Source organism: Streptomyces sp. NPDC091289, assembly GCF_044757365.1.
GTDB lineage: Bacteria > Actinomycetota > Actinomycetes > Streptomycetales > Streptomycetaceae > Streptomyces.
Map to the genome: position 1 here is coordinate 228,980 of NZ_JBIVUT010000007.1, position 20,616 is coordinate 249,595.

The following is a 20,616-nucleotide window of genomic DNA, read 5'->3' on the forward strand; positions in this document are numbered from 1 at the left end:
TTCATAGGCACGTCTCGGGAGTCGCGCCGGAGTCCCGCGGCCGGCCCCGGAAACGTAACGGGGAAGGGCGGCTCAGCGCCACCGCATTCGAAGCCCGGCGAGGTTCGAGGCCTGGCGGCACGCGGGGCTTGGCGAGGTCCGAGCCCTGGCGACGTCCGAAGCCTGGCGAGGTGCGGGCCCCGGCGACGTCCGAGCCCTGGCGACGCCCGAAGCCTGGCGGCATGCGGGCCCGGGTGCCTTCCGGGCCCCCGCCCCGGCGGGCGGGCGAACCCCCGGCCCCCTGCCCGGCCGGCCGCCGCACCCGGCACACTGGCACGCATGACGACTGCGGGAACCACTCCACTGCGTATCGGCCTCCTCGGCACCGGCCCCTGGGCACGGAACACCCAGGCCCCCGCGCTCGCCGCCCACCCCGGCGTCGAGCTGAGCGGGGTGTGGGGCCGCCGCGCCGAGGCGGCGGACGCCCTCGCCGCCGCCCACGGGACGCGCGCGTACACCGGTGAGGAGGGCATCGACGCCCTCCTGGAGACGAGCGACGCGGTGGCCTTCGCGCTGCCGCCGGACGTCCAGGCCCCGCTCGCGGTCCGGGCGGCGGAGGCGGGCTGCCACCTTCTGATGGACAAGCCGGTCGCCACGACGGTCGCCGGGGCCCGTGCGGTGGCCGGGGCGGCGGAGAAGGCGGGCGTGGCCTCGGTCGTCTTCTGCACGCTGCGATTCGCGCCCGAGACCGCCGCGTGGATCGCCGAACAGGCAGCGGTGGACGGCTGGTTCACGGCCCGCGCCCAGTGGCTCGGCTCGCTCTACGCCGAGGGCTCGACCAGCGAGTACGCGGACTCCCCGTGGCGGCGCGAGAAGGGCGGCCTGTGGGACGTCGGCCCGCACGCGCTCTCCGTGCTGATCCCGGTCCTGGGCGACGTCGAGCACCTGACCGCCGCGCGGGGTCCGGCCGACACCACGCACCTGATCCTGCGCCACAGCTCCGGCGCGTCCAGCACGGTGACGCTCGGGCTGAGCGCCCCGCCCGGCGCGGCGGGCGTCGAGATCGAGTTCCGGGGCGAGCGGGGCACGGCGTCGATCCCCGGCTGGGACGGCGCGGAGACCGCGTTCCGGGGCGCGGTGGACGCGCTGGCCGAAGCGGTACGTACGGGGGTGCCGCACGCCTGCGACGCGCGCTTCGGCCTGCACCTGACGGAGCTGCTGGTGGCGGCGGAGACGCAGGCCCAGGCCCAGGCGTAGGCGTAGGCACAGGCGGGTTGAGGGCCTTTTCCGGCGGCTCAGGCCGGCGGCAGGGCCCGGCACAGGGCCTCCAGCGCCTCCGGATAAGCGGATTCGGCGGGCGTGGCATACCCGACGACGAGCCCGTCCCGGGGGTGTCGGGGGCCCTGCCCCGCTCCCTCCGCCCCCGGGTGCAGATAGTCGGCGAGCCCCTCCACGGCCAGCCCCTGCCAGGCCGCCGCCCGGACCGCCGAACGCTCGGTGCCGGGCGGCAGCTCCAGCACCGCGTGCAGGCCGGCCGCGATCCCGGTGACCCGGACGTGCGGGGCCCGCCGTTCCAGGGCCGCCACCAGTTGGTCCCGGCGGCGGCGGTGGCGCTGCCGCATGCGCCGCACCTGCCGGTCGTACGCGCCCGACTCGACGAAGTCCGCGAGCGTCAACTGCTCGGTGGCGCTGGAGAACTGCTCCCGCTCGCCCTTGGCCGCGACGAGGGGGGCGACGAGCCGCTGGGGCAACACCATCCACCCGATCCGGAGCGCAGGGGAGAGGCTTTTGCTCACGGACCCCACCAACACCACATGCTCGGGATCGAGCCCTTGGACGGCCCCCACGGGCTGCCGGTCGTAGCGGAACTCCCCGTCGTAGTCGTCCTCGACGACGAGCCCGCCGGTGGCCCGCGCCCAGTCGACGACGGCCGCCCGCCGCGCGGGGTGCAGCGGTCCGCCGGTGGGGAACTGGTGGGCGGGCGTGAGGAGTACGGCACGGTCGCGGCGGGTGAGCCCGTCGACCCGGGCGCCGTCCGCGTCCACGCCCAGCGGCCGGGTGCCGACCCCGTGGGAGGCGAGCAGCTCACGGTGGAAGGGCAGGCCGTACTCCTCCGCCGCCCAGGGCCCGCCGACCACGTCCGCGAGGAGCCGCAGCCCGTGCGCGGCCCCCGAGCACAGCACGATCCGCTCCGGCGCGGCCCGCACTCCGCGCACCCGGGCGAGATAGCCGGCCAGGGCCCGCCGCAGCTCGGGCCGCCCGTGCGGATCGCCGGGCCCGAACGCGTCGTCGGGGGCGGCGGCGAGCGCCCGCCGCGCCGAGGCCAGCCAGGCGGTGCGCGGGAAGACCGAGGGGTCCGGCTGCCCCTGGACCAGGTCATGGACCGGGCGGGCGGTGCGCTCGGGGGTGCGCGGCCGGTGGACGGGGGTGACCGGGACGGCCCGCTCGGCGACCCGGGTCCCCGAGCCCTGGCGGGCGGCGAGCCACCCCTCCGCGACCAGCTCGGCGTACGCGTCCGCGACGGTGTTGCGGGCCAGGCCCAGATCGGCGGCGAGGGAACGGTAGGGCGGCAGCCGGGTGCCCGGAGCGAGCCGCCCGCTGCGCACGGCGTCACGGAGGGCGGCCATCAGGACGGCCCGGCGGTTGCCCGTGCCGGACAGCTCCAGCGGCAGATCACTGCCCAGGATCTCCGCGGAATTGACCCATGAATCCTTCAAGGAAATGCACCCCACACCCAGTCGCCCGTCGCTCTAGATTCGTACCCATGACGACGACGGAGATCAAGACGAACGACCGCACCACCGCCCCCGCCACCACCGTCCGGAGCAACAGCGGCACGGCCCGGCTCGACTTCGCGAAGACCGCCCCGAAGGTCTTCCGGGCCGTGATCGGCCTGGACGCGGCGGCCCGCGCCGGCCTGGACCCGACGCTGGTCGAACTGGTCCAGATCCGCGCCTCGCACCTGAACCGGTGCGCGTACTGCCTGCACATGCACACCACGGACGCGCGCAAGGCGGGCGAGAGCGAGGAGCGGCTGCACATGGTCGCGGTGTGGCACGAGGCGGACCACTTCTTCACGGACAGGGAACAGGCCGCCCTGGCCCTGACGGACGCGGTCACGAGGATCGGGGACGCCGGGGTGCCGGACGCGGTCTACGACCGGGCGGCGGCCCACTTCGACGAGGAGGAGCTGGCCCACCTGCTGGCCCTGATCTTCACGATCAACACGTGGAACCGCATCGCCCTGTCCACCGCCAAGCGCGCGGGCACGGACGAACGCTGAAGCGGCGGCCCGGCCCGCGCCCGGGGCGTAGATCAGGAGGGGCCGGGAGCGGGCCCTGCCCCCGGCGCAGCCCTCACCGCCTCGTGCGCCGCCGTCAGGAACCGCCGTACGGCGTCCGTCTCCCGGGAGTCGAGCCCGCGCAGCACCGCGTCCGTGGCCCCGATGAACGGACCGAAGAACGCCTGCCCCAGCTCCACCGCCCGCTCGTCCACCGCCAGGAGCACGCGCCGCCCGTCGCGCGGGTCGCGCGTGCGCGTCACATGGCCGAGCCGCACCAGCCGGTCGACCACCGCCGTCGTCCCCGCGGAATGCAGTCCGAGCTGCGCCCCGAGCCAACCGGCGGTCGCGTCGGTGCCCGCCCGCCCGGCGTCGAGCAGACAGATCAGCGCCCGTACGTCAGTGGGGTGCATCCCGTTGCGAGCGGCGAACTCCGCCTGCCGCAGGCCGAATTCGACGGTCACCTTGCGCAGCAGATGGATCAGCCCGGTACGTGCTTCCGGTCCGCCGTCCGGAACGTCGGTCGTGCTCATCACTCCTCCATTCTCTCGCTCAGCGAGATAATATCTTCGGAAAGTCAGCCGAAGACGCCGACGAGAGGCCGTGCCATGCCGTCGTCCCGCAGCCCCGGATCCGCAGCAGCCGCTCCGGACGTCCTGTCGCCCTCCGCCTCCTTCCTCGCCGCGTACGACGGATTCCTGGCCGAGCGCTGGCCCCCGGGCACGACGACCGCGTGCGTCCCGACCCCGTACGGCGCCACGCATGTCACCAGCCACGGCCCCGCCGACGCCACCGCTCCGCCCGTGGTGCTGCTGCCCGGTGGCGGAGCGACCTCCACCGTCTGGCACGCCCAGGCGGCCCACCTCGGCCGCACGCGCCGGGTGCACGCGCTCGACCTGATCGGCGAGCCGGGACGCAGTACGCCGGGGGAGCGCCCGATCCGCACGGTGGCGGACCTGACGGGGTGGCTGGACGCGGTGCTGGCGGTGCTGTGCCCCGAGGCGGACGGCGGCCGGCCCGTGCTCGCCGGCCACTCCTACGGCGCGTGGATCGCGCTCCACCACGCCCTCCACGCGGGCCCCGGGCAGCAGCCGGCCGGACTGGTGCTCGTGGACCCCACGCAGTGCTTCACGGGCTTCCGCCCCGGATACCTCCTGCGCGCCGTCCCGCTCCTGCTGCGCCCGACACCGCGGCGGGCGCGCGCGTTCCTGACCTGGGAGACGGCCGGGGCCGAGCTGGACCCGGACTGGCTGCGCCTGTACGAGGAAGGCGTCCGCCTTCCGTCCGCGCGCCCGGTCACCGGACCGCGTCCGCGCCCGTCGGCTCTGCGTGAACTCGCCGTACCGACGCTCGTCCTGCTCGCCGAGCGGGGCCGCGCGCTCGATCCCGTCCGTACCGCACAGGCGGTCGACCGCACGCTGCCGAACGCGTCGACGTACACGATTCCCGGCGCGACCCACCACACGCTGCCGCTGCACGCACCGGCGGCGGCCGGGATCAACCGCCGCCTGGACACGTTCCTGGCCGCACTCCCGGAGGAATGACGCCTCGGCCGCCTACCGCCCCAACGCGTCCCGCACCGCTTCCTCGCTCCGCGCCACCACGGCGGTGCCGTCCTCGGCCGTGATGATCGGCCGCTGGATCAGCTTCGGGTGCTCGGACAGCGCGACGATCCACCGCTCCCGCGCACCGGCGTCCCGGGGCCACTCCTTGAGCCCCAGCTCCTTCGCCACCGCCTCCTGCGTCCGCGTGATGTCCCACGGCTCCAGACCGAGCCGGTCCAGCACGGCCCGGATCTCCTCGGGCGATGGCACGTCCTCCAGGTAGCGGCGGACGGTGTAATCGGCCCCTTCGGCGTCCAGCAGAGTCACCGCGCTGCGGCACTTGGAACAGGCGGGATTGATCCAGATCTCCATGGGGCCAAGGTTACGCGAGGGACTGCCGAAAAGGCCTCTGGCCAGGGGCGATTGTCAGTGGTGGGCAGTAAAATGTAGGGAGTTCGTGAGGGTTCCACCACGCTGCCAGGAGGATGCCGATGGCCGTTGCCGCAGTCACGACCGAGCCGCTGGACCGACAGCTCCCGATGCCCTTCCACCCGCCGCTTCCCACCCCGCTGCCGAAGAAGCGGCTGCCCGCGGGCCGCCCCCGCGAGTGGTACGTCTCCCACAACCGCCGGCTCAAGGCCATGCGCCTGGCCATCGCCCTGCTCGACAGCGGGGTCTACCAGCCCTCCAGCGCCGGCAACCACCGGATACGGATCACCGCCGAGCGCCTGGGCATCCACCCGCCGTCCGACACCACCTGCCGCATGGTCCGCGCCCTGATCCGCTACGGCCGCTGACCCGACCCGCGCGTCCATCGCCCGATGCCCCCGGCCGGCCTGCCCGGCCGGGGGCACCGCCCTGCCCGGCCCGCCGCCCCTGCGGGACCATGGACCCGACCGCACGAAGATCACAGGTGAAGGGGCGTCACCATGACCGCAGATCTCTGGACTTCGGCCATATCCCTCGCCGGGGTCGCGCTGGGCGGCGGCCTGACGGCTCTCGCCCAGCGCGCCACCCAGCGCTCGGCGGAACGCGTCGAGGAACGCCGCCAGGCCGTGGCCACCACGGAGAGCCGCCGGTCCGAACAGATCGATGTGCTCAAGGAGTTCGTCGCCTGCGCCCAGGCGGCGGAACGGGCCGCCTACAGCCGCCCCGATCCGTGGGGCGACGACGAGGACGGCTGGATGACACGGACCGGCCCGGTGATGACCGCGCTGTGGACCGCGTCCGGCAATGTCACCCTCCTGTGCGACGAGGCCCTGCGCGAGCCCGTCACGACGTACGGCCACGCTCTCAACGCGGCGGTGTGGCGCGACATCGGGGGCATCGAGGTCAACGAGCACCTGGAGGCGGCCAAGACCGCGTTCATGAACGCGGCACGGACGAGTCTCGCAGGCTCCTGACCGACCGGGCGTACGCGAGGTAGGCCCCCAGCCCCATGAAGCTGCTGATCTCGGTCGACATGGAAGGCGTCTCGGGAATCGTCCACCCCGCCGAGACGAGCCCCGAGCGTTACGACTACCAGCGCGGCCGGGAGTTGATGACGGCCGACGCGAACGCGGTGATCACGGGCGTCCTGGACGCCGACCCCACGGCCGACGTGCTGGTCGCCGACGCGCACGGCACGTTCCGCAATCTCCTGCCGGAGCAACTCGACCGCCGCGCCCGCCTGGTCCGGGGCAAGCCGCGCGCGCTGCACATGCTCGCCGGCCTCGACGAGGAGACCGCCGCGGCGCTGTTCGTCGGCTACCACGTGCGGGCGGGGGAGGGCCCGGGCGTGCTGGCGCACACGATGAACGGCGAGATCCTCGACGTACGGGTGGTGGGCCGCTCCCTGGGCGAGATCGGGCTCAACGCCGCGATGGCCGGCCACCTCGGCGTACCGGTCGTCCTGCTCAGCGGCGACGACGCGGCCTGCGCCGAGCTGACCGAGCTGGTCCCGGAGGCGGTCACCGTCCCGGTCAAGGAGGCCCTGGGCGCGGCGGCCGCCGTGACCCTGCACCCGGAGGAGGCCCGGGACCGGCTGCGCAGGGCGGCGGCGGACGCGATCACGCGCCGCGCCGAGATCCCGCCCCTGACGCTCGCCCCCGCTCCGCTGGACGTGGAGGTCGACCTCGCGGGCGCGCACACGGTCGACCTGGCGACCCTCGTACCGGGCGTCTCCCGCGCCGTGGGCGCTCGTACGGTCACCTTCACGTCCCCCGACTACGCGACGGCGTACCGCCTGATCCTGCTGCTCGCGCAACTGGCCACGATCAAGCCCGCATGAGGGCTGTCCCGTAATCGCGTCGAACACCGCACCGGTTCCCTCTAATGTGACCGGGTGACAACCCAGGTGATCGTGCTGAACGGCGGCTCCAGCTCCGGCAAGTCGGGCATCGTCCGCTGCCTCCAGGCGGAACTGCCGGCCCCGTGGCTCGCCGCCGCGATCGACACGTTCGTGGACTCCCTGCCCGCGTCCCTGAGGTCGGCGGGCGAGGGCATCGAGTTCGCGGCGGACGGCGGCGTGGCGGTCGGCCCGGAGTTCCGCAGGCTGGAGGCGGCCTGGCGCGAGGGCGTGGCCGCGATGGCGAGGGCGGGAGCGAGGGTCATCGTCGACGACGTGTTCCTCGGCGGCCCGGCCTCCCAGGAGCCATGGCGAAAGGCGCTGACGGGCCTGAACGTCCTGTGGGTAGGCGTCCACTGCGAGGGCACGGTCGCCGAGGCCCGCGAGATCGCGCGAGGCGACCGCCCGAGGGGGATGGCCGCGGCGCAGGCGGAGACGGTCCACCGGGGCGTGGCGTACGACCTGGAGGTGGACACGACACACACGGAGTCCCTGACCTGCGCAAGGGAGATCGCGACCCACCTGACCTGACCGACCGGCCGACCGACCGACCTGACTGGAGCACGATGAGCGACCTGTGGACCGGCGAGAGGGTACGCCTGCGGGGCATCGAACCCCAGGACTGGGAGGGCTTCCGGGCCCTGGCCCTGCACACGGTGGACGCCCGCAACGCCGACGTGGTCGACCCCCCGCGCTCGGACGAGAACTTCCGCGCCTGGGCCGCCGAACGCGCCACCCGCACCCCGAACCCGGCCTCGTACCACCTGGTCATCGAGACCCGCTTCGAGCACGCCTTCGTCGGCGCGGTGTCGGTCGGCGAGACGGACGCCAGGGCGGGCCGCTTCCGCACGGGCATCGAGGTCACCCGGGAACACCGCCGCCAGGGCTACGCGGCCGAGGCCACGGAACTGATCCTCACCTACATGTTCGCCGAACAGCGCTGCCACAAGTGCGAGGTGGAGGTCTACGCCTTCAACGACGCCTCCCTGGCCCTCTACCGCACACTCGGCTTCGTCGAGGAGGGCCGCCTGCGCCAGCACGAGTTCTTCGCGGGCACGTACCACGACGTGGTCCTGCTGGGCATCACGGCGGACGAGTACTGGGCGGGACGGGCGCGGCCTTCGTTGCGGTGAGACACTCCAGTTCCCTGGCGGGAGCGCGCCTGTCCGCAGGCGTGGCCAGGCGGATCCAGCGGCAGTAGGTGGACCTCCCGGTGCACCAGGGCTCGGCCCGGAATTCAGCGGTCCGTCGATACCGGATCCGGGTCCCCGAGCGTCCGGTGGGCCATCTCGAGCACGCTGCGGTTGATCGCCACGGCGTCGATGGGCGCTCCGCCGGCGATCAGGTCGTCCAGCAAGCCGTCGGCGGCGTAGTAGACCATGCGGAACGCCCATTCGGGGCTGGCGCTCCGGAAGGCCCCGGCGGCTGCCCCGCGCCTGACGAAGTCGCAGATCAAGTCCACCACACGGGCGTTGGACTCCTTGCACAGTTCCAGCGCCTTCGCGTTCGCCGATCCGTAGACCAGCCGATGCAGTTCAGCGTTCTCGATGGCGTGATCGAGGAGCTTCCGTAGCAGCTCGTCCATGGTGGGCCACCAGGCGTTCCCCTGCGCCAGGATCTCCTGGGTCGTGTCGTAGAACGTGTTGACGTACTCCTCCCAGAGGGCGCCGAGGACGTGGTCCTTGGTCTCGAAGTACATGTAGAAGCTGCCCTTGCCCATGCCTGCGGCCGTCGTGATCTCCGCGATGGTGGCGTCGGCGAATCCTGTCGTGCCGAACACCTCACGGCCGGCCTTCAGGATGTCGGCCCTACGCGCCTCGGCGGTCTTGACGACGCGCTTTCGCTTCTTCGGGGTCGCGGTCCGAGCCATCTTTGCAGCCCTCCTTGCTTGGGGTGTACACGGGCGACACTACATGACCGACCGCCGGTCACTTGTCGGACCGACCGTCGGTCAGTTAGCGTTTTGCCGTGCCCGGCCTTTGGGGCTCCGCCTGCTGCCCGCGGGGCAAGGGCCTCCCCTCCGCACCCCGTTCGAACGTGAGGACGTCATGAAAAGTACGCTCCTGGGCGCCACTCGAGGCAAAGGTCTCCTGCTGACCTTCATCTGCGTCGGCATCTTCATGGTCTACCTCGACTCCACCATCGTGAATGTGGCCCTGCCCGAGATCCAGGATGACCTGTCGGCGGATATGACCCAGCTTCAGTGGGTCATCAACGCCTACGCGCTCGTCGTCGCCTGCCTCCTGCTCACGGCGGGCACACTCGGCGATATTTTCGGACGCAAGCGCATCTTCCTCGGCGGCCTGGTGGGGTTCCTTGCCGCGTCCGTCCTGTGCGCGATCGCACCGGACTACGAGTTCCTGCTGGTCGCCCGCGTGCTGCAGGGGGCTGCGGGGTCCATCATGATCCCGGTCTCGCTGGCTCTCGTGTCCACCACGTACCCCGCTCCCGCCGCACGGGCCCGTGCCATCGGCATCTGGGCCGGCATCGGAGGGCTCGCCCTCGCGGCGGGGCCGGTGCTCGGCGGCGTATTGGTGGACGCGTTCGGCTGGCAGTCGATCTTCTGGGTCAATCTGCCCTTCGGGCTGGTCGCCTTGGCCGTCCTCTCCGGCAAGCTGACCGAGAGCAAGGCGCCGACCCGCCGTCGCGCCGACGTTCTCGGGCAGACCCTGTTCATCGTGGCCATGGCCGGCCTCGTGTACGGCCTGATCGAGGCCAGCGCCCGGGGCTGGGGCGACTCGGTCATCCTCGGTTCCTTCGGTGTCGCCATCGTCGCCCTGGTCGCCTTTGTCGTCTGGGAGCTGCGGCAGGAGGATCCGATGCTGCCGATGAACCTGTTCCGCAGCCCCGTCCTCGTCGTTGCGGGCGCCGTCAATTTCCTCGGCCTGTTCGGCCTGTACGGCAGCATCTTCCTGCTGACCTTCTACCTCCAGCAGGTCAACGGCCTGTCGACCACCGCGGCGGGCGTCCGGTTCCTGGCCCTGAACGTGTCGATCATGGTGTTCTCGTACATCGCCAGCGTGGTCGCCGCCAAGTTCGGCCCGAAACTTCCGATCCTCATCGGCTCGGTGGCGAGTGCGGTCGGTCTCTTCGCGCTCGCGCAGTTGGAACCGGGGAGCGGATTCGGCTCCTACTGGTGGGCGATGGCGCTGCTCGGTGCGGGCGTTTCCCTCGTCGGGGCACCGGCGACCGTCGCGCTGCTGTCCTCGGTCCGCCCGGAGCAGGCCGGGACCGCATCAGGGGTCTCCAACACGTTCCGCCAGGTCGGCAGCGTGTTCGGCGTGGCTCTGACGGGCACTCTGCTGATCCAGCACCTGCGTGATGCGGTCCCCGACGCGCTGAAGGGCGTGGACCTGGATCCGGCAGCGCGCGGCGAGACGGCCGCCCTCCTGTCCTCGGGCGACCTGAGCGTCATCGCCGGGCTACCGGAGAGGATCCAGGACCCGGTGAGGGACGCGGTGGCCCCCATCTTCACGGACGGACTGCAGATCGGCTTCACGGCAGCTGCCCTCGGCACCACCGTCGGCGGTCTGCTGGCGCTCATGATCCTGCCCAGCCGCAAGAAGATCGCCGCAGCCAGGGCTGCGGCTGCATCAGCTCCCGACACTCCTGATCCATCGGGCTATGGCAAACAAAACGAGCCGCCGAGATCACGAGCGTAGAGAACTCCGTAAACACGGACGTACACCCCTGCTTCTAAGCCGGGTGCTTGGGCACATGTTCCTCAAGCGGCTCGAAACCCTCGGGCAGGGGGATACCGAACCGCCGGCACAGCAATGGCACATCGTGGCGGTCGACATCACGAGCCGGGTATCCCGTATGCCAGCGCACCGCCCATTCGGCCGACTCGCACCGCACCGCAGTCCCGGCGATCGAACCGTGTCCGGCGAGCGCTTCGGCCGGAAAGGCATCGCCATCCACCACGGATCCGTAGTGCAGCGATCCGTTCGCGAGCCGCTCGTAGAGGTGCAGGTCCACCCGCAACCGAACGCCGTCGTGCAGGACGAAGTTCCAGGGCCTGTCTCCGGGCCACGGGAAGATTCGGTCGACGCCGACCTCCGCGAAAGCAACGAACAACGGGTCCAGTTGTGTGGCCGGAGCCCATACATCGAGGTCGGAATGTTCTCTCGTCTGCTTCCCGAGCAGTGCATCCACGCTCCACCCGCCGCCCACACACACATCTACGCCGTGGGTGTGGAGCCGCTCCAGAAGCGCGAGTGCGTCCTTGGCCGACATCGCATATTGGCTCACCGCATGAAGGTAGAGGCCGGCCCGGCCTCGCATCCAGCAATTATTACGGCTTCAAACGGCCGTCGGCCGTACCTCCGGAGGGATACGGCCGACGGCCCACAGACGGCCCAGGTGAGAGGAGAACCCCTCCGACCTGTACCGGTCGTTCTAGATGTCGAAGTACAGCTCGAACTCGTGCGGGTGCGGCCGCAGCTGGATCGGGGCGATCTCGTTCGTGCGCTTGTAGTCGATCCACGTCTCGATCAGGTCCGACGTGAAGACGCCGCCCGCCTGGAGGTACTCGTTGTCCGCTTCCAGGGCCTCGAGCACGGCCGGGAGGGAGGTCGGGACCTGCTGGACGTTGGCGTGCTCCTCGGGAGCCAGCTCGTAGAGGTCCTTGTCGATCGGCTCGGCCGGCTCGATCTTGTTCTTCACGCCGTCCAGGCCCGCCATCAGCAGCGCCGAGAACGCGAGGTACGGGTTCGAGGACGGGTCCGGGGCGCGGAACTCGACGCGCTTGGCCTTCGGGTTCGAGCCGGTGATCGGGATGCGCATCGCGGCGGAGCGGTTGCGCTGCGAGTACACCATGTTGACCGGGGCCTCGAAGCCGGGGACCAGGCGGTGGTACGAGTTCACCGTCGGGTTGGTGAAGGCCAGCAGCGACGGGGCGTGCTTCAGGATGCCGCCGATGTAGTAGCGCGCCATGTCCGAGAGGCCGGCGTAACCCTGCTCGTCGTAGAAGAGCGGAACGCCGCCCTGCCACAGCGACTGGTGCACGTGCATGCCCGAGCCGTTGTCGCCGAAGATCGGCTTCGGCATGAAGGTCGCGGTCTTGCCGTTGCGCCAGGCGACGTTCTTCACGATGTACTTGAAGAGCATCAGGTCGTCGGCCGCGGCGAGCAGCGTGTTGAACTTGTAGTTGATCTCGGCCTGGCCGGCGGTGCCGACCTCGTGGTGCTGGCGCTCGACCTGGAGGCCGTTCTTGTCCAGCTCCAGGGAGATCTCGGCACGCAGGTCGGCGAAGTGGTCGACCGGCGGGGTCGGGAAGTAACCGCCCTTGTAGCGGACCTTGTAACCGCGGTTGTTCTCCTCCGACCCGGTGTTCCAGGCGCCGGCCTCGGAGTCGATGTGGTAGAAGCTCTCGTTCGCCGACGTCTGGAAGCGGACGTTGTCGAAGACGTAGAACTCGGCCTCCGGGCCGAAGTACGCGGTGTCCGCGAAGCCGGTCGAGGCGAGGTAGGCCTCGGCCTTCTTGGCGATGTTGCGCGGGTCACGGCTGTACTGCTCGCCCGTGATCGGGTCGTGGATGAAGAAGTTGATGTTGACGGTCTTGTCGCGGCGGAAGGGGTCCACCCGAGCCGTCGACAGGTCGGCGCGCAGCGCCATGTCGGACTCGTGGATGGCCTGGAAGCCGCGGATCGACGAACCGTCGAAGGCCAGTTCCTCGGCCGGGTCGAAGGTCGCTGCCGGGATCGTGAAGTGCTGCATCACCCCGGGCAGGTCGCAGAACCGGACATCGATGAACTTGACGTCGTTGTCCGCTACGTACTTCTGCACTTCGTCGGCGTTCTGGAACATCCAACTCCTCCTACTCCCGGCCCGGGAGGGACGGGGTTGTAGCTCGTGGTGCGGCCAGTGCGGTGGCACACGCTGGACCCGACCATAGGCAGGCGTGATTTCTCAAGCGTGACCCATTTGTTTCGCCCAAGTTAACCGGGGCGGTGGTGAGCGGCATCTCAGCGGCTGTCTCCGCGCGGCTGTTTCCGTGCCCCGCCCGGCCGGGGGCAAACACGGGCGCAGTACCGTGGACGGGTGGACAACAGGCAAGCAATCGGATCGTGGCTCTCGGGGCCCCGCGCGGCCGCCGAGGAGATGGGCGCCGACTTCGGCTACCGGGGCAAGGGGCTCGGGCTGCCCGAGGAGGGGCCCGGCTCGGTGGCTCCGCTCGGACGGCGCTTCGGGGCCCTCTTCATCGACTGGTCGCTCTGCATGGTGATCGCATACGGGCTGTTCGCTCGCGGTGACCAGCAGGCGGCGGGGAACTGGGCGCTCGGGATCTTCCTCGTGATGAGCCTCCTGACCGTCGGGACCATCGGCTGCACCCCCGGGAAGCGCCTCCTGAGCGTCCGGGTGGTCGCCGAGGACGGCGGGCGGCTCGGGTTCGGGCGCGTGATCGTACGGACCGTGCTGCTCGTGCTCGTCATCCCCGCGCTGGTCTGGGACCGCGACGGGCGTGGACTGCACGACCGGCTGTCGCGTGCCGTGCAGGTCCGGATGTGACCCCGACCGCCTGGAAGCATGAGAACGCCTAGAAGCATGAGAACGGGGCGGCCCCGGGACCGTTCACCGGTCCGGGGCCGCCCCGTTCTGTCGCGTACGTCGGTCGTCGCCGTCAGCGCATCTTTCCGCCGCGCGGCATCCGCATGCCCTTGGGCATCGGGCCCTTCGGCAGCGGCATGTTGCTCATCAGGTCGCCCATCGCGCGCAGCCGGTCGTTGGTGCTGGTCACCTGCGGGCCGGTCAGGACGCGGGGGAGCTTCAGCATCTTGGTGCGGACCTTCTTCAGGGACACCTGGCCCTCGCCGTTGCCGACGATGATGTCGTGCACCGGCACGTCCACCACGATGCGGGCCATCTTCTTCTTCTCGGCCGCCAGCAGGCCCTTCACCCGGTTCGGGTTGCCCTCGGCCACCAGGACGATGCCGGCCTTGCCGACCGCCCGGTGGACGACGTCCTGGCTGCGGTTCATCGCCACCGCGGGGGTGGTCGTCCAGCCGCGTCCGATCCGGTCCAGGACGGCGGCCGCCGCTCCGGGCTGGCCCTCCATCTGTCCGAAGGCCGCCCGCTCGGCGCGCCGGCCGAAGATGATCGCCATCGCGAGGACGGCCAGGACGAAGCCCAGGATGCCCAGATAGACCGGGTGACCGATCGCGAAGCCGATGCCGAGGAGGACACCGAACGTGAGGATTCCGACGCCCGCGACGACAAGACCGATCTTGCTGTCGGTCCGCCTGGTCATCTTGTAGGTCAGGGCGATCTGCTTGAGCCGCCCTGCGTTCTCGGCGCTGTCCGCGCCTTCAGTTTTTGCCTTCCTCGCCATGTACTGAAGTTTACGTGGCGAGGGAGCGAGTCAGGAACGTGGGAGCGACTAGGAACGGTGGTCGGCCACGGCTTCCAGCACGTGCTGGGCCTCCACCCGGTCCTTGGCGCGGCGGCGGTCCTCCAGGACGGCCGTCCAGGCGTTGCGGCGGGCGGTGCGCTGGCCGCTGCTCAGCAGCAGCGACTCGACGGCGCGCAGGGCGGTGGTGACGGACGGGATGGCGTGGGCGCGGACCGGTGCGGCCTGCATCGTGGTGTTCCCCCTCGGAATGGATGCGCCCCCAGGGGCGCGGACTGAGTACGGGAAGCGGTGACGGCGGCGGCCGCGGGTGATCGCTGCCGCACGTGTACCTAGGGTCACTGCTTGGTGTTACCAGCGCATGACCGGGCGGTCAAACACCAATGAAGCCTTGATTCCGGCGCCGCGCACGCCGAAGCGGTCCGTACGCGTCCCCGACCTGCGGGGAGCGTCCGGACCGCTTCGGTCATGCGGTTACTGCTCGGTAGTCGCTCGTGAGCGGATTCACACGGCCGGTGCGGCCTGGATGCTCCCGGCGGCCGCGCCGCGCGCCTCCATCGCCTGCTGGAAGAGACGCCCCGCGCGGTACGAGGACCGCACCAGCGGACCCGACATCACGCCGGAGTAGCCGATCGCGTCGGCCTCGTCCTTCAGCTCGACGAACTCGTGCGGCTTCACCCAGCGCTCGACCGGGTGGTGCCGTACGGAGGGGCGCAGGTACTGCGTAATCGTGATGAGCTCGCAACCTGCGTCGTACAGGTCCTGGAGCGCCTCGCTGACTTCCTCGCGGGTCTCGCCCATGCCGAGGATCAGGTTCGACTTGGTGATCAGACCGGCCTCGCGGGCCCGGGTGATGACCTCCAGGGAACGCTCGTAACGGAAGCCGGGGCGGATCCGCTTGAAGATCCGCGGCACCGTCTCCACGTTGTGCGCGAGCACCTCGGGGCGCGAGGAGAAGACCTCGGCGAGCTGCTCGGGCTCCGCGTTGAAGTCGGGGATCAGTAGCTCGACCTTGGTCGCGCCGGCCTCCCGCTCCGCGGTGAGCGTGTGGATCTGGCGGACGGTCTCGGCGTACAGCCAGGCTCCGCCGTCCTCCAGGTCGTCGCGCGCGACGCCGGTGATGGTGGCGTAGTTCAGGTCCATCGTGACGACCGACTCGCCGACGCGGCGGGGCTCGTCACGGTCCAGCGCCTGCGGCTTGCCCGTGTCGATCTGGCAGAAGTCGCAGCGCCGGGTGCACTGGTCACCGCCGATGAGGAAGGTGGCCTCGCGGTCCTCCCAGCACTCGAAGATGTTGGGACAGCCCGCCTCCTGGCAGACCGTGTGCAGCCCTTCGCCCTTCACCAGCTGCTGCAGCTGCTTGTACTCGGGGCCCATCTTCGCCCGCGTTTTGATCCACTCGGGCTTGCGCTCGATGGGGGTCTGGCTGTTCCGGACCTCCAGGCGCAGCATCTTGCGCCCGTCGGGTGCGACAGCGGACACTCCGGCTCCCCTTTGCTCTCTGCTGCGTTGGATTCGCGTCGGGTTCGCGTGGGATTCGCGAGCGAGTCGCGAGGGATTCGCTTTGGATTCTTTGGCGAACACCAGGGTACGCCCGTACATCAAACGGCCTTACGCCTGCCCAACCTGCGGCCGACGGGGCCTATTCCCCGGTCGGTCCTACCGGTCGGGGCTACCGGCCGGTAGGGCCGGTCGGCCCTAGGCGGGGGCGGGCGCCGATGCGGGCGCCGGGGCCGGAACCGCGGCCTTCGGCTGCTCGACCTCGACCGTCCTCGGCGCGAGCTCCGCGTTCTCCAGGATGTCCCGCAGGTGCTTCTCGACGACCGGCAGCACCTCCTCGATCGTGATCTCCCGGCCGAGCTCGTTCGAGAGGGACGTGACCCCCGCGTCCCGGATACCGCACGGCACGATCCGGTCGAACCAGGTGTTGTCCGGATTCACGTTGAGCGAGAAGCCGTGCATCGTGACGCCCTTGGCGACCCGGATCCCGATCGCCGCCAGCTTGCGGTCCTCGCGGCGCTGTCCGGCGTTGGACGGGGCGTACTCGGGGCCGTTCAGACGGGCGTCGAACTCCTCGTCCTGGAGCCTCGGGTCGAAGTCCAGCGAGAGCCCGCCCAGCGCCCGGCGCTGCTCGACCGGGTCGCCGAGCACCCAGACGCCGCTGCGGCCCTCGACCCGGGAGGTCTCCAGTCCGAAGTCGGCGGCCGTGAGGATCAGCGCGTCCTCCAGCCGGCGGACGTGCGCCACGACGTCGACCGGGCGCGGCAGCTTCTGGATCGGGTAGCCGACGAGCTGCCCCGGCCCGTGCCAGGTGATCTTGCCGCCGCGGTCCACGTCGATGACCGGGGTGCCGTCCAGCGGACGCTCGCTGTCCGCCGTGCGGCGCCCGGCGGTGTAGACGGGCGGGTGTTCCAGGAGCAGACAGGTGTCCGGCACCCGGTCCTCGAACCGGTCCGCGTGCACCTCCCGCTGCTTCTGCCAAGCCTCCGTGTATTCGACGGCCTGTTCGCCGAAGCCCAGACGGACGAACCGCAGCTCGCTCACCGATGCCTCCCTAGGTGGGCCCCGCATGCCCGGAGGGGTGTCCCCGGGATGACGGCGCCCTGCACTGATCGCGCCCGCATCCACTGTACGACCGTCGCTCGAACGGGCCCCCGGCAGGTGGAACGGCCCCGTCCCGAAGGCGCCGGTCCCGCACGCAGGGGCGCGCAGGCCGCGCACTCACGTGTCGGGCGTTTCCGTCAGCTCTGTCCGGAATCCTCACACGATCGGATGAACGTGGAGCAAAGGGTGGCTGTGGCCGCCCCGCCGACCGCTAAATTCGCGCCGTTCCCATGAGGGCTGCCCGTCCGGCCCCGAAGGCAGGAGACCGTACAGCTGATGTCGGAACGACCCCCGCAGCGCACGCCCAACCGCCGACTCGCCTCACTCATCGCGGAAGCCGGGTTCTCGCACGCCGGCCTGGCCCGCCGGGTCGATCAGCTCGGCCTCGAGCACGGCCTCGACCTGCGGTACGACAAGACCTCGGTCACCCGCTGGCTACGGGGACAGCAGCCACGCGGCACCACGCCCGCGCTGATCGCCGAGGTGTTCACCCGGCGGCTCGGGCGGCGGCTCTCCGCGCAGGACCTCGGGCTCGACGCCTGCGCACCCGTCTACGCGGGGCTGGAGTTCGCGGCCACCCCCACCGAGGCGGTCGACATCGTCAGCGGGCTCTGGCGCAAGGACTCCGGCACCCACACCGAGCTGCGCAAGATCGCCTTCACCCCGGCCGGACTCGTCGTTCCCAGCCGGGACTGGCTGATCGGCCGGGCCGACGAATGGGTCGCCCGGGACGGCGGGGCCGCCCGCCGGGCCGGGGGAGAGGCCGGGGCCCCGGCTCCGGGGCGCCCGGACGGGGCGCTGCGCACCGAGGTCCGGGGCCTGTCGCGCCCGGCCGCCGGACCGCTGCGGCCCACGCCGCCGGGCCCGTCCGCCACGCATCCGTCCGCCACGCACCCTCTCACCGGCCACCCTCTCACCGGCCACCCTCCCACCGGCCACCCGCACACCGGCCATCCGCACACCGGTCATCCGTCCAGCACGCATTCGCCCACCGCCGGGGCGCAGCCCGGGACCGGAGCGCAGCACACCGCCGGGGCGCTGCCCGTGGTCCCGCGTCAGCGGCAGACGAACAGCGGCCCCGGGCAGCGGGTCGGCGGCGGGGACGTCGCCGCGCTGCGTTCGGTCGGCGAGCTGTTCCGCACCCTCGACCACGCGTACGGCGGCGGCCACGCCCGGCAGGCCCTCGTGCGGTATCTGGAGCACGAGGCCGAGCCGATGCTCCGGGGCACGTACGGCGAGGCCACCGGACGGCGGCTGTTCGCCGCCGTCGCCGACCTGACCCGGCTGGCCGGCTGGACCTCCTACGACATCGCCGCCCACGGACTGGCCCAGCGCTACTTCGTCCAGGCGCTGCGGCTCGCCCAGGCCGCCGGGGACCGCGGCTACGGCGCCTACGTGCTGATCACGATGAGCCGGCAGGCGGTCTACCTCGGGCACGGCAGGGAGGCCGTCCAGCTCGCCCGCGTGGCCCAGCAGGGGGTCGGCTCCTCCGCCCCGTCCCTCGTCCAGGCGCTGCTGCACGCGGTCGAGGCGCGCGGGCACGGCGTGCTCGGCGAGGCGCGCTCCTGCACCGCGGCCCTGACCCGGGCCGAACACGCCCTGGAGACCGCCCGCCCCGGCGACGAGGTGCCGCACTGGGCCCGCACCTTCGACGAGGCGCAGCTCGCCGACGAGCTGAGCCACTGCCACCGCGACCTCCAGCAGTACCGGGCCGCCGCCCAGCACGCCGAGCGGTCGCTCGCACTGCGCGCCCCGGCGTACGCCCGCAGCAGGCTGTTCTGCCGCGTGGTCCTCGCCTCGGCCCGCCTCGGCCTGGGCGAGCTGGACCAGGCCTGCCAGCTGGGCGCGGAGGCGGCCCAGCAGGCGGCCGAGATGCGCTCGGTGCGCGCCACGGAGTACGTACGCGCCTTCGAGCGCAGCCTGGAGCCCTACCGGGACGCCGTCGCCGTACGCGGCTACCGCGACCGGGTCGCCGCCCTCGGCTGAGCCCGGCGGGACACGGCGACCCAGGGCTCACGGGACGCGGTGCCCGGGGCTCACGGGACACGGCGACCCAGGGCTCACGGGACGCGGTGCCCGGGGCTCACGCGGCCCGGGGCAGGCTCCCCTCGTGGGCGCCGGGCACGGCCAGGTCGGTGAGGATCGCCTCCGCCGCCCGGCGGCCCGAGTGCAGCGCGCCCTGCACCGAGCTCGTGTCGCGGTGGTCGCCGCACACGTACAGCCCGGCCAGCACCCGCACCGGCCGGCGTGGATCGTGCGGGGCCTCCATCGCGGGCACCGCCTCCGGGTCGTGATGGGCCGCCAGCAGCTCCCAGCCGTCCGTCGGCACGCCGTACAGCGACGCCAGATGCGCCCGCACCGAGCGGTCCAGGTCCGGCGGCGGGGTGCCGAGCACCGTCGAGGTGATCAGCGTCCGGCCCTCCGGCGCCCGCGAGGGGTCGACCTCGCTCATCACCGCCGTGTACGCCACCGGGCCCGACCGGTCCCCGTCCAGCACCAGCGACCTGCCCGTCGGCGGCGGGGCGGGCGCGGTGTGGTGAAGGACCGTCACCGGGTGGAAGGACGGCACCCGCAGCCCGGGCAGCAGCTCGGCCGCCGCCCCCGCGCCGGTCGCCAGCAGCAGGGAGCGGCACCCCAGTTCACCGTGTTCCTTGGTGCGTACGGAGGTGATGTCGGCGGCCGTCACATGCACCCCGGTCCGGACCGTGCCCGGCGGCAGCGAGGCCGCCAGCAGCTCCGGCAGCGCGGACGAACCGCCCGCCGGTACGCACAGCCCGCCGCGTGCGTAGTCCCGCAGGGCGAGATCGGCGCACCGGCTGGACGTGGTGAGGGCGGGGTCGCTGAGCAGCGCGGTGAGGAGCGGGCGCAGGACGCCGTCCACCGTACGGGCGGGCAGCCCGACGCCGCCGGCCAGGGCGTCGGCGACCGTCCGCTCCGGGCGGGCGAGCAACCGGGCCACAGGGGTCGCCGCCAGCCGGGACAGCGCCGCGCCCAGCCGGGCCCGGTCGATCGCCCCGGTCACCACGCCGCCCCGGCCGCCGCCGCGCGCCGGAGCCCCGGGCTCGTTCCCGTACGCGCTCTGCGCCGCCCAGGGAGTGCGGGGCGCTCGGGGGGCGCTCGAACGGGTGCGTACCGCCTTGAGTGCGCCCCTCGCGCTCCGTATGTCGCCGGTGAGATGGCGGCGGCCCTCGCTGTGGACCAGGACCCCCGGCGCGAACTCCCGCAGCTCCGGGACGCCCAGCCCCGGGGTGCCGGTCAGCTCGGGCCAGGAGGTGGCGAGCAGGGGGCCGAGCCGGTCCAGCCGGAACCCGTCCACCTCGTCGGTGGCGAGCCGGCCGCCCACCCGGGGCGCGGCCTCCAGGACACTGACGCCGAGCCCCGCCCCGATGAGCAGGTGGGCCGCTGACAGGCCGGCGATTCCGGCCCCGATGATGACCACGTCTGCGTGGTGTGCCGTGCTGCGCACGTGCCCCTCCCCGAGTCGGTGCGACTGGTGGGAGGCTCTTGCCCCCAACAGGCCCCCGGAATGCCGGAG

The 20,616-nt window shown here is 72.0% G+C and carries 22 protein-coding genes; 11 read left to right on the top strand and 11 right to left on the bottom strand.

Going from position 1 to position 20,616, the window contains the following annotated elements:
• The first annotated feature begins 318 nt into the window (after nucleotides 1-318).
• Nucleotides 319-1,236, top strand: a complete 918-nt coding sequence (locus tag ACIQPT_RS11660) for a Gfo/Idh/MocA family protein (protein ID WP_401155015.1) — start codon at nucleotides 319-321, stop codon at nucleotides 1,234-1,236.
• Nucleotides 1,237-1,274: 38 nt separating this feature from the next.
• Here the strand turns inward: ACIQPT_RS11660 and ACIQPT_RS11665 are convergent, their stop codons facing one another.
• Nucleotides 1,275-2,696 carry a PLP-dependent aminotransferase family protein gene (locus ACIQPT_RS11665; protein WP_401155017.1) on the bottom strand — a complete coding sequence of 474 codons (1,422 nt, stop codon included), beginning with the start codon at nucleotides 2,694-2,696 and terminating at the stop codon, nucleotides 1,275-1,277.
• A gap of 47 nt (nucleotides 2,697-2,743) precedes the next feature.
• Between ACIQPT_RS11665 and ACIQPT_RS11670 the strand changes: the two genes are divergently transcribed.
• Nucleotides 2,744-3,262: a carboxymuconolactone decarboxylase family protein gene (locus ACIQPT_RS11670; RefSeq protein ID WP_401155018.1), complete on the top strand. Its 519-nt coding sequence runs from the start codon at nucleotides 2,744-2,746 to the stop codon at nucleotides 3,260-3,262.
• Nucleotides 3,263-3,294: 32 nt separating this feature from the next.
• Here the strand turns inward: ACIQPT_RS11670 and ACIQPT_RS11675 are convergent, their stop codons facing one another.
• The gene (locus ACIQPT_RS11675; protein WP_401155019.1) at nucleotides 3,295-3,792 is read right to left on the bottom strand and encodes a MarR family winged helix-turn-helix transcriptional regulator; all 498 of its coding nucleotides are present in this window, start codon (nucleotides 3,790-3,792) and stop codon (nucleotides 3,295-3,297) included.
• A gap of 75 nt (nucleotides 3,793-3,867) precedes the next feature.
• On the opposite strand from ACIQPT_RS11675, the gene ACIQPT_RS11680 reads away from it, so the two are divergent.
• Nucleotides 3,868-4,803, top strand: coding sequence for an alpha/beta fold hydrolase (locus ACIQPT_RS11680; protein WP_401155020.1), 936 nt, complete (start codon nucleotides 3,868-3,870; stop codon nucleotides 4,801-4,803).
• A gap of 12 nt (nucleotides 4,804-4,815) precedes the next feature.
• On the opposite strand, the gene ACIQPT_RS11685 is transcribed toward ACIQPT_RS11680, so the two are convergent.
• Nucleotides 4,816-5,175, bottom strand: a complete 360-nt coding sequence (locus ACIQPT_RS11685; RefSeq protein WP_401155021.1) for an ArsC/Spx/MgsR family protein — start codon at nucleotides 5,173-5,175, stop codon at nucleotides 4,816-4,818.
• Between the two features lie 119 nt (nucleotides 5,176-5,294).
• On the opposite strand from ACIQPT_RS11685, the gene ACIQPT_RS11690 reads away from it, so the two are divergent.
• The 5 genes from ACIQPT_RS11690 to ACIQPT_RS11710 all read left to right on the top strand — a co-directional run bounded on the left by ACIQPT_RS11690 (nucleotide 5,295) and on the right by ACIQPT_RS11710 (nucleotide 8,262).
• Entirely contained in the window at nucleotides 5,295-5,600 is a 306-nt protein-coding gene (locus ACIQPT_RS11690) for a hypothetical protein (protein ID WP_384326218.1), read from the top strand.
• 132 nt (nucleotides 5,601-5,732) lie between these two features.
• Complete coding sequence (locus ACIQPT_RS11695) at nucleotides 5,733-6,206, top strand: hypothetical protein (RefSeq protein ID WP_401155023.1); 474 nt, start codon at nucleotides 5,733-5,735, stop codon at nucleotides 6,204-6,206.
• A 35-nt stretch (nucleotides 6,207-6,241) separates the two neighbouring features.
• Nucleotides 6,242-7,072: a M55 family metallopeptidase gene (locus ACIQPT_RS11700; RefSeq protein WP_401155025.1), complete on the top strand. Its 831-nt coding sequence runs from the start codon at nucleotides 6,242-6,244 to the stop codon at nucleotides 7,070-7,072.
• Nucleotides 7,073-7,126: 54 nt separating this feature from the next.
• Nucleotides 7,127-7,660 carry a chloramphenicol phosphotransferase CPT gene (gene cpt / locus ACIQPT_RS11705; protein WP_401155027.1) on the top strand — a complete coding sequence of 178 codons (534 nt, stop codon included), beginning with the start codon at nucleotides 7,127-7,129 and terminating at the stop codon, nucleotides 7,658-7,660.
• A gap of 35 nt (nucleotides 7,661-7,695) precedes the next feature.
• On the top strand, nucleotides 7,696-8,262 hold the full coding sequence (locus tag ACIQPT_RS11710; RefSeq protein WP_401155028.1) for a GNAT family N-acetyltransferase: 567 nt from the start codon (nucleotides 7,696-7,698) through the stop codon (nucleotides 8,260-8,262).
• 104 nt (nucleotides 8,263-8,366) lie between these two features.
• Here ACIQPT_RS11710 and ACIQPT_RS11715 read toward each other — a convergent pair whose 3' ends face one another.
• The gene (locus ACIQPT_RS11715; protein WP_401155030.1) at nucleotides 8,367-8,999 is read right to left on the bottom strand and encodes a TetR/AcrR family transcriptional regulator; all 633 of its coding nucleotides are present in this window, start codon (nucleotides 8,997-8,999) and stop codon (nucleotides 8,367-8,369) included.
• Nucleotides 9,000-9,042: 43 nt separating this feature from the next.
• On the opposite strand from ACIQPT_RS11715, the gene ACIQPT_RS11720 reads away from it, so the two are divergent.
• Nucleotides 9,043-10,791, top strand: coding sequence for an MFS transporter (locus tag ACIQPT_RS11720; RefSeq protein WP_401155032.1), 1,749 nt, complete (start codon nucleotides 9,043-9,045; stop codon nucleotides 10,789-10,791).
• A 34-nt stretch (nucleotides 10,792-10,825) separates the two neighbouring features.
• Here ACIQPT_RS11720 and ACIQPT_RS11725 read toward each other — a convergent pair whose 3' ends face one another.
• Entirely contained in the window at nucleotides 10,826-11,380 is a 555-nt protein-coding gene (locus ACIQPT_RS11725; protein WP_401155033.1) for a nucleotidyltransferase domain-containing protein, read from the bottom strand.
• 147 nt (nucleotides 11,381-11,527) lie between these two features.
• Nucleotides 11,528-12,937, bottom strand: coding sequence for a type I glutamate--ammonia ligase (glnA, locus tag ACIQPT_RS11730; protein WP_401155035.1), 1,410 nt, complete (start codon nucleotides 12,935-12,937; stop codon nucleotides 11,528-11,530).
• 294 nt (nucleotides 12,938-13,231) lie between these two features.
• On the opposite strand from glnA, the gene ACIQPT_RS11735 reads away from it, so the two are divergent.
• On the top strand, nucleotides 13,232-13,639 hold the full coding sequence (locus ACIQPT_RS11735; protein WP_401155167.1) for an RDD family protein: 408 nt from the start codon (nucleotides 13,232-13,234) through the stop codon (nucleotides 13,637-13,639).
• 112 nt (nucleotides 13,640-13,751) lie between these two features.
• Here ACIQPT_RS11735 and ACIQPT_RS11740 read toward each other — a convergent pair whose 3' ends face one another.
• The 4 genes from ACIQPT_RS11740 to lipB form a co-directional block, all read right to left on the bottom strand.
• Nucleotides 13,752-14,459 carry a DUF4191 domain-containing protein gene (locus ACIQPT_RS11740; protein WP_401155036.1) on the bottom strand — a complete coding sequence of 236 codons (708 nt, stop codon included), beginning with the start codon at nucleotides 14,457-14,459 and terminating at the stop codon, nucleotides 13,752-13,754.
• Between the two features lie 48 nt (nucleotides 14,460-14,507).
• Nucleotides 14,508-14,708 carry a hypothetical protein gene (locus ACIQPT_RS11745; protein WP_401155038.1) on the bottom strand — a complete coding sequence of 67 codons (201 nt, stop codon included), beginning with the start codon at nucleotides 14,706-14,708 and terminating at the stop codon, nucleotides 14,508-14,510.
• 273 nt (nucleotides 14,709-14,981) lie between these two features.
• Nucleotides 14,982-15,959 carry a lipoyl synthase gene (gene lipA, locus ACIQPT_RS11750; RefSeq protein ID WP_401155040.1) on the bottom strand — a complete coding sequence of 326 codons (978 nt, stop codon included), beginning with the start codon at nucleotides 15,957-15,959 and terminating at the stop codon, nucleotides 14,982-14,984.
• A gap of 216 nt (nucleotides 15,960-16,175) precedes the next feature.
• The gene (gene lipB, locus ACIQPT_RS11755; protein ID WP_401155042.1) at nucleotides 16,176-17,021 is read right to left on the bottom strand and encodes a lipoyl(octanoyl) transferase LipB; all 846 of its coding nucleotides are present in this window, start codon (nucleotides 17,019-17,021) and stop codon (nucleotides 16,176-16,178) included.
• 336 nt (nucleotides 17,022-17,357) lie between these two features.
• On the opposite strand from lipB, the gene ACIQPT_RS11760 reads away from it, so the two are divergent.
• Nucleotides 17,358-19,067 carry a regulator gene (locus ACIQPT_RS11760; RefSeq protein WP_401155043.1) on the top strand — a complete coding sequence of 570 codons (1,710 nt, stop codon included), beginning with the start codon at nucleotides 17,358-17,360 and terminating at the stop codon, nucleotides 19,065-19,067.
• Between the two features lie 97 nt (nucleotides 19,068-19,164).
• Here ACIQPT_RS11760 and ACIQPT_RS11765 read toward each other — a convergent pair whose 3' ends face one another.
• Nucleotides 19,165-20,547 (bottom strand): FAD-dependent oxidoreductase, encoded by a 1,383-nt coding sequence (locus ACIQPT_RS11765; protein ID WP_401155045.1) that lies wholly within the window; start codon nucleotides 20,545-20,547, stop codon nucleotides 19,165-19,167.
• Between the last annotated feature and the right edge of the window lie 69 nt (nucleotides 20,548-20,616).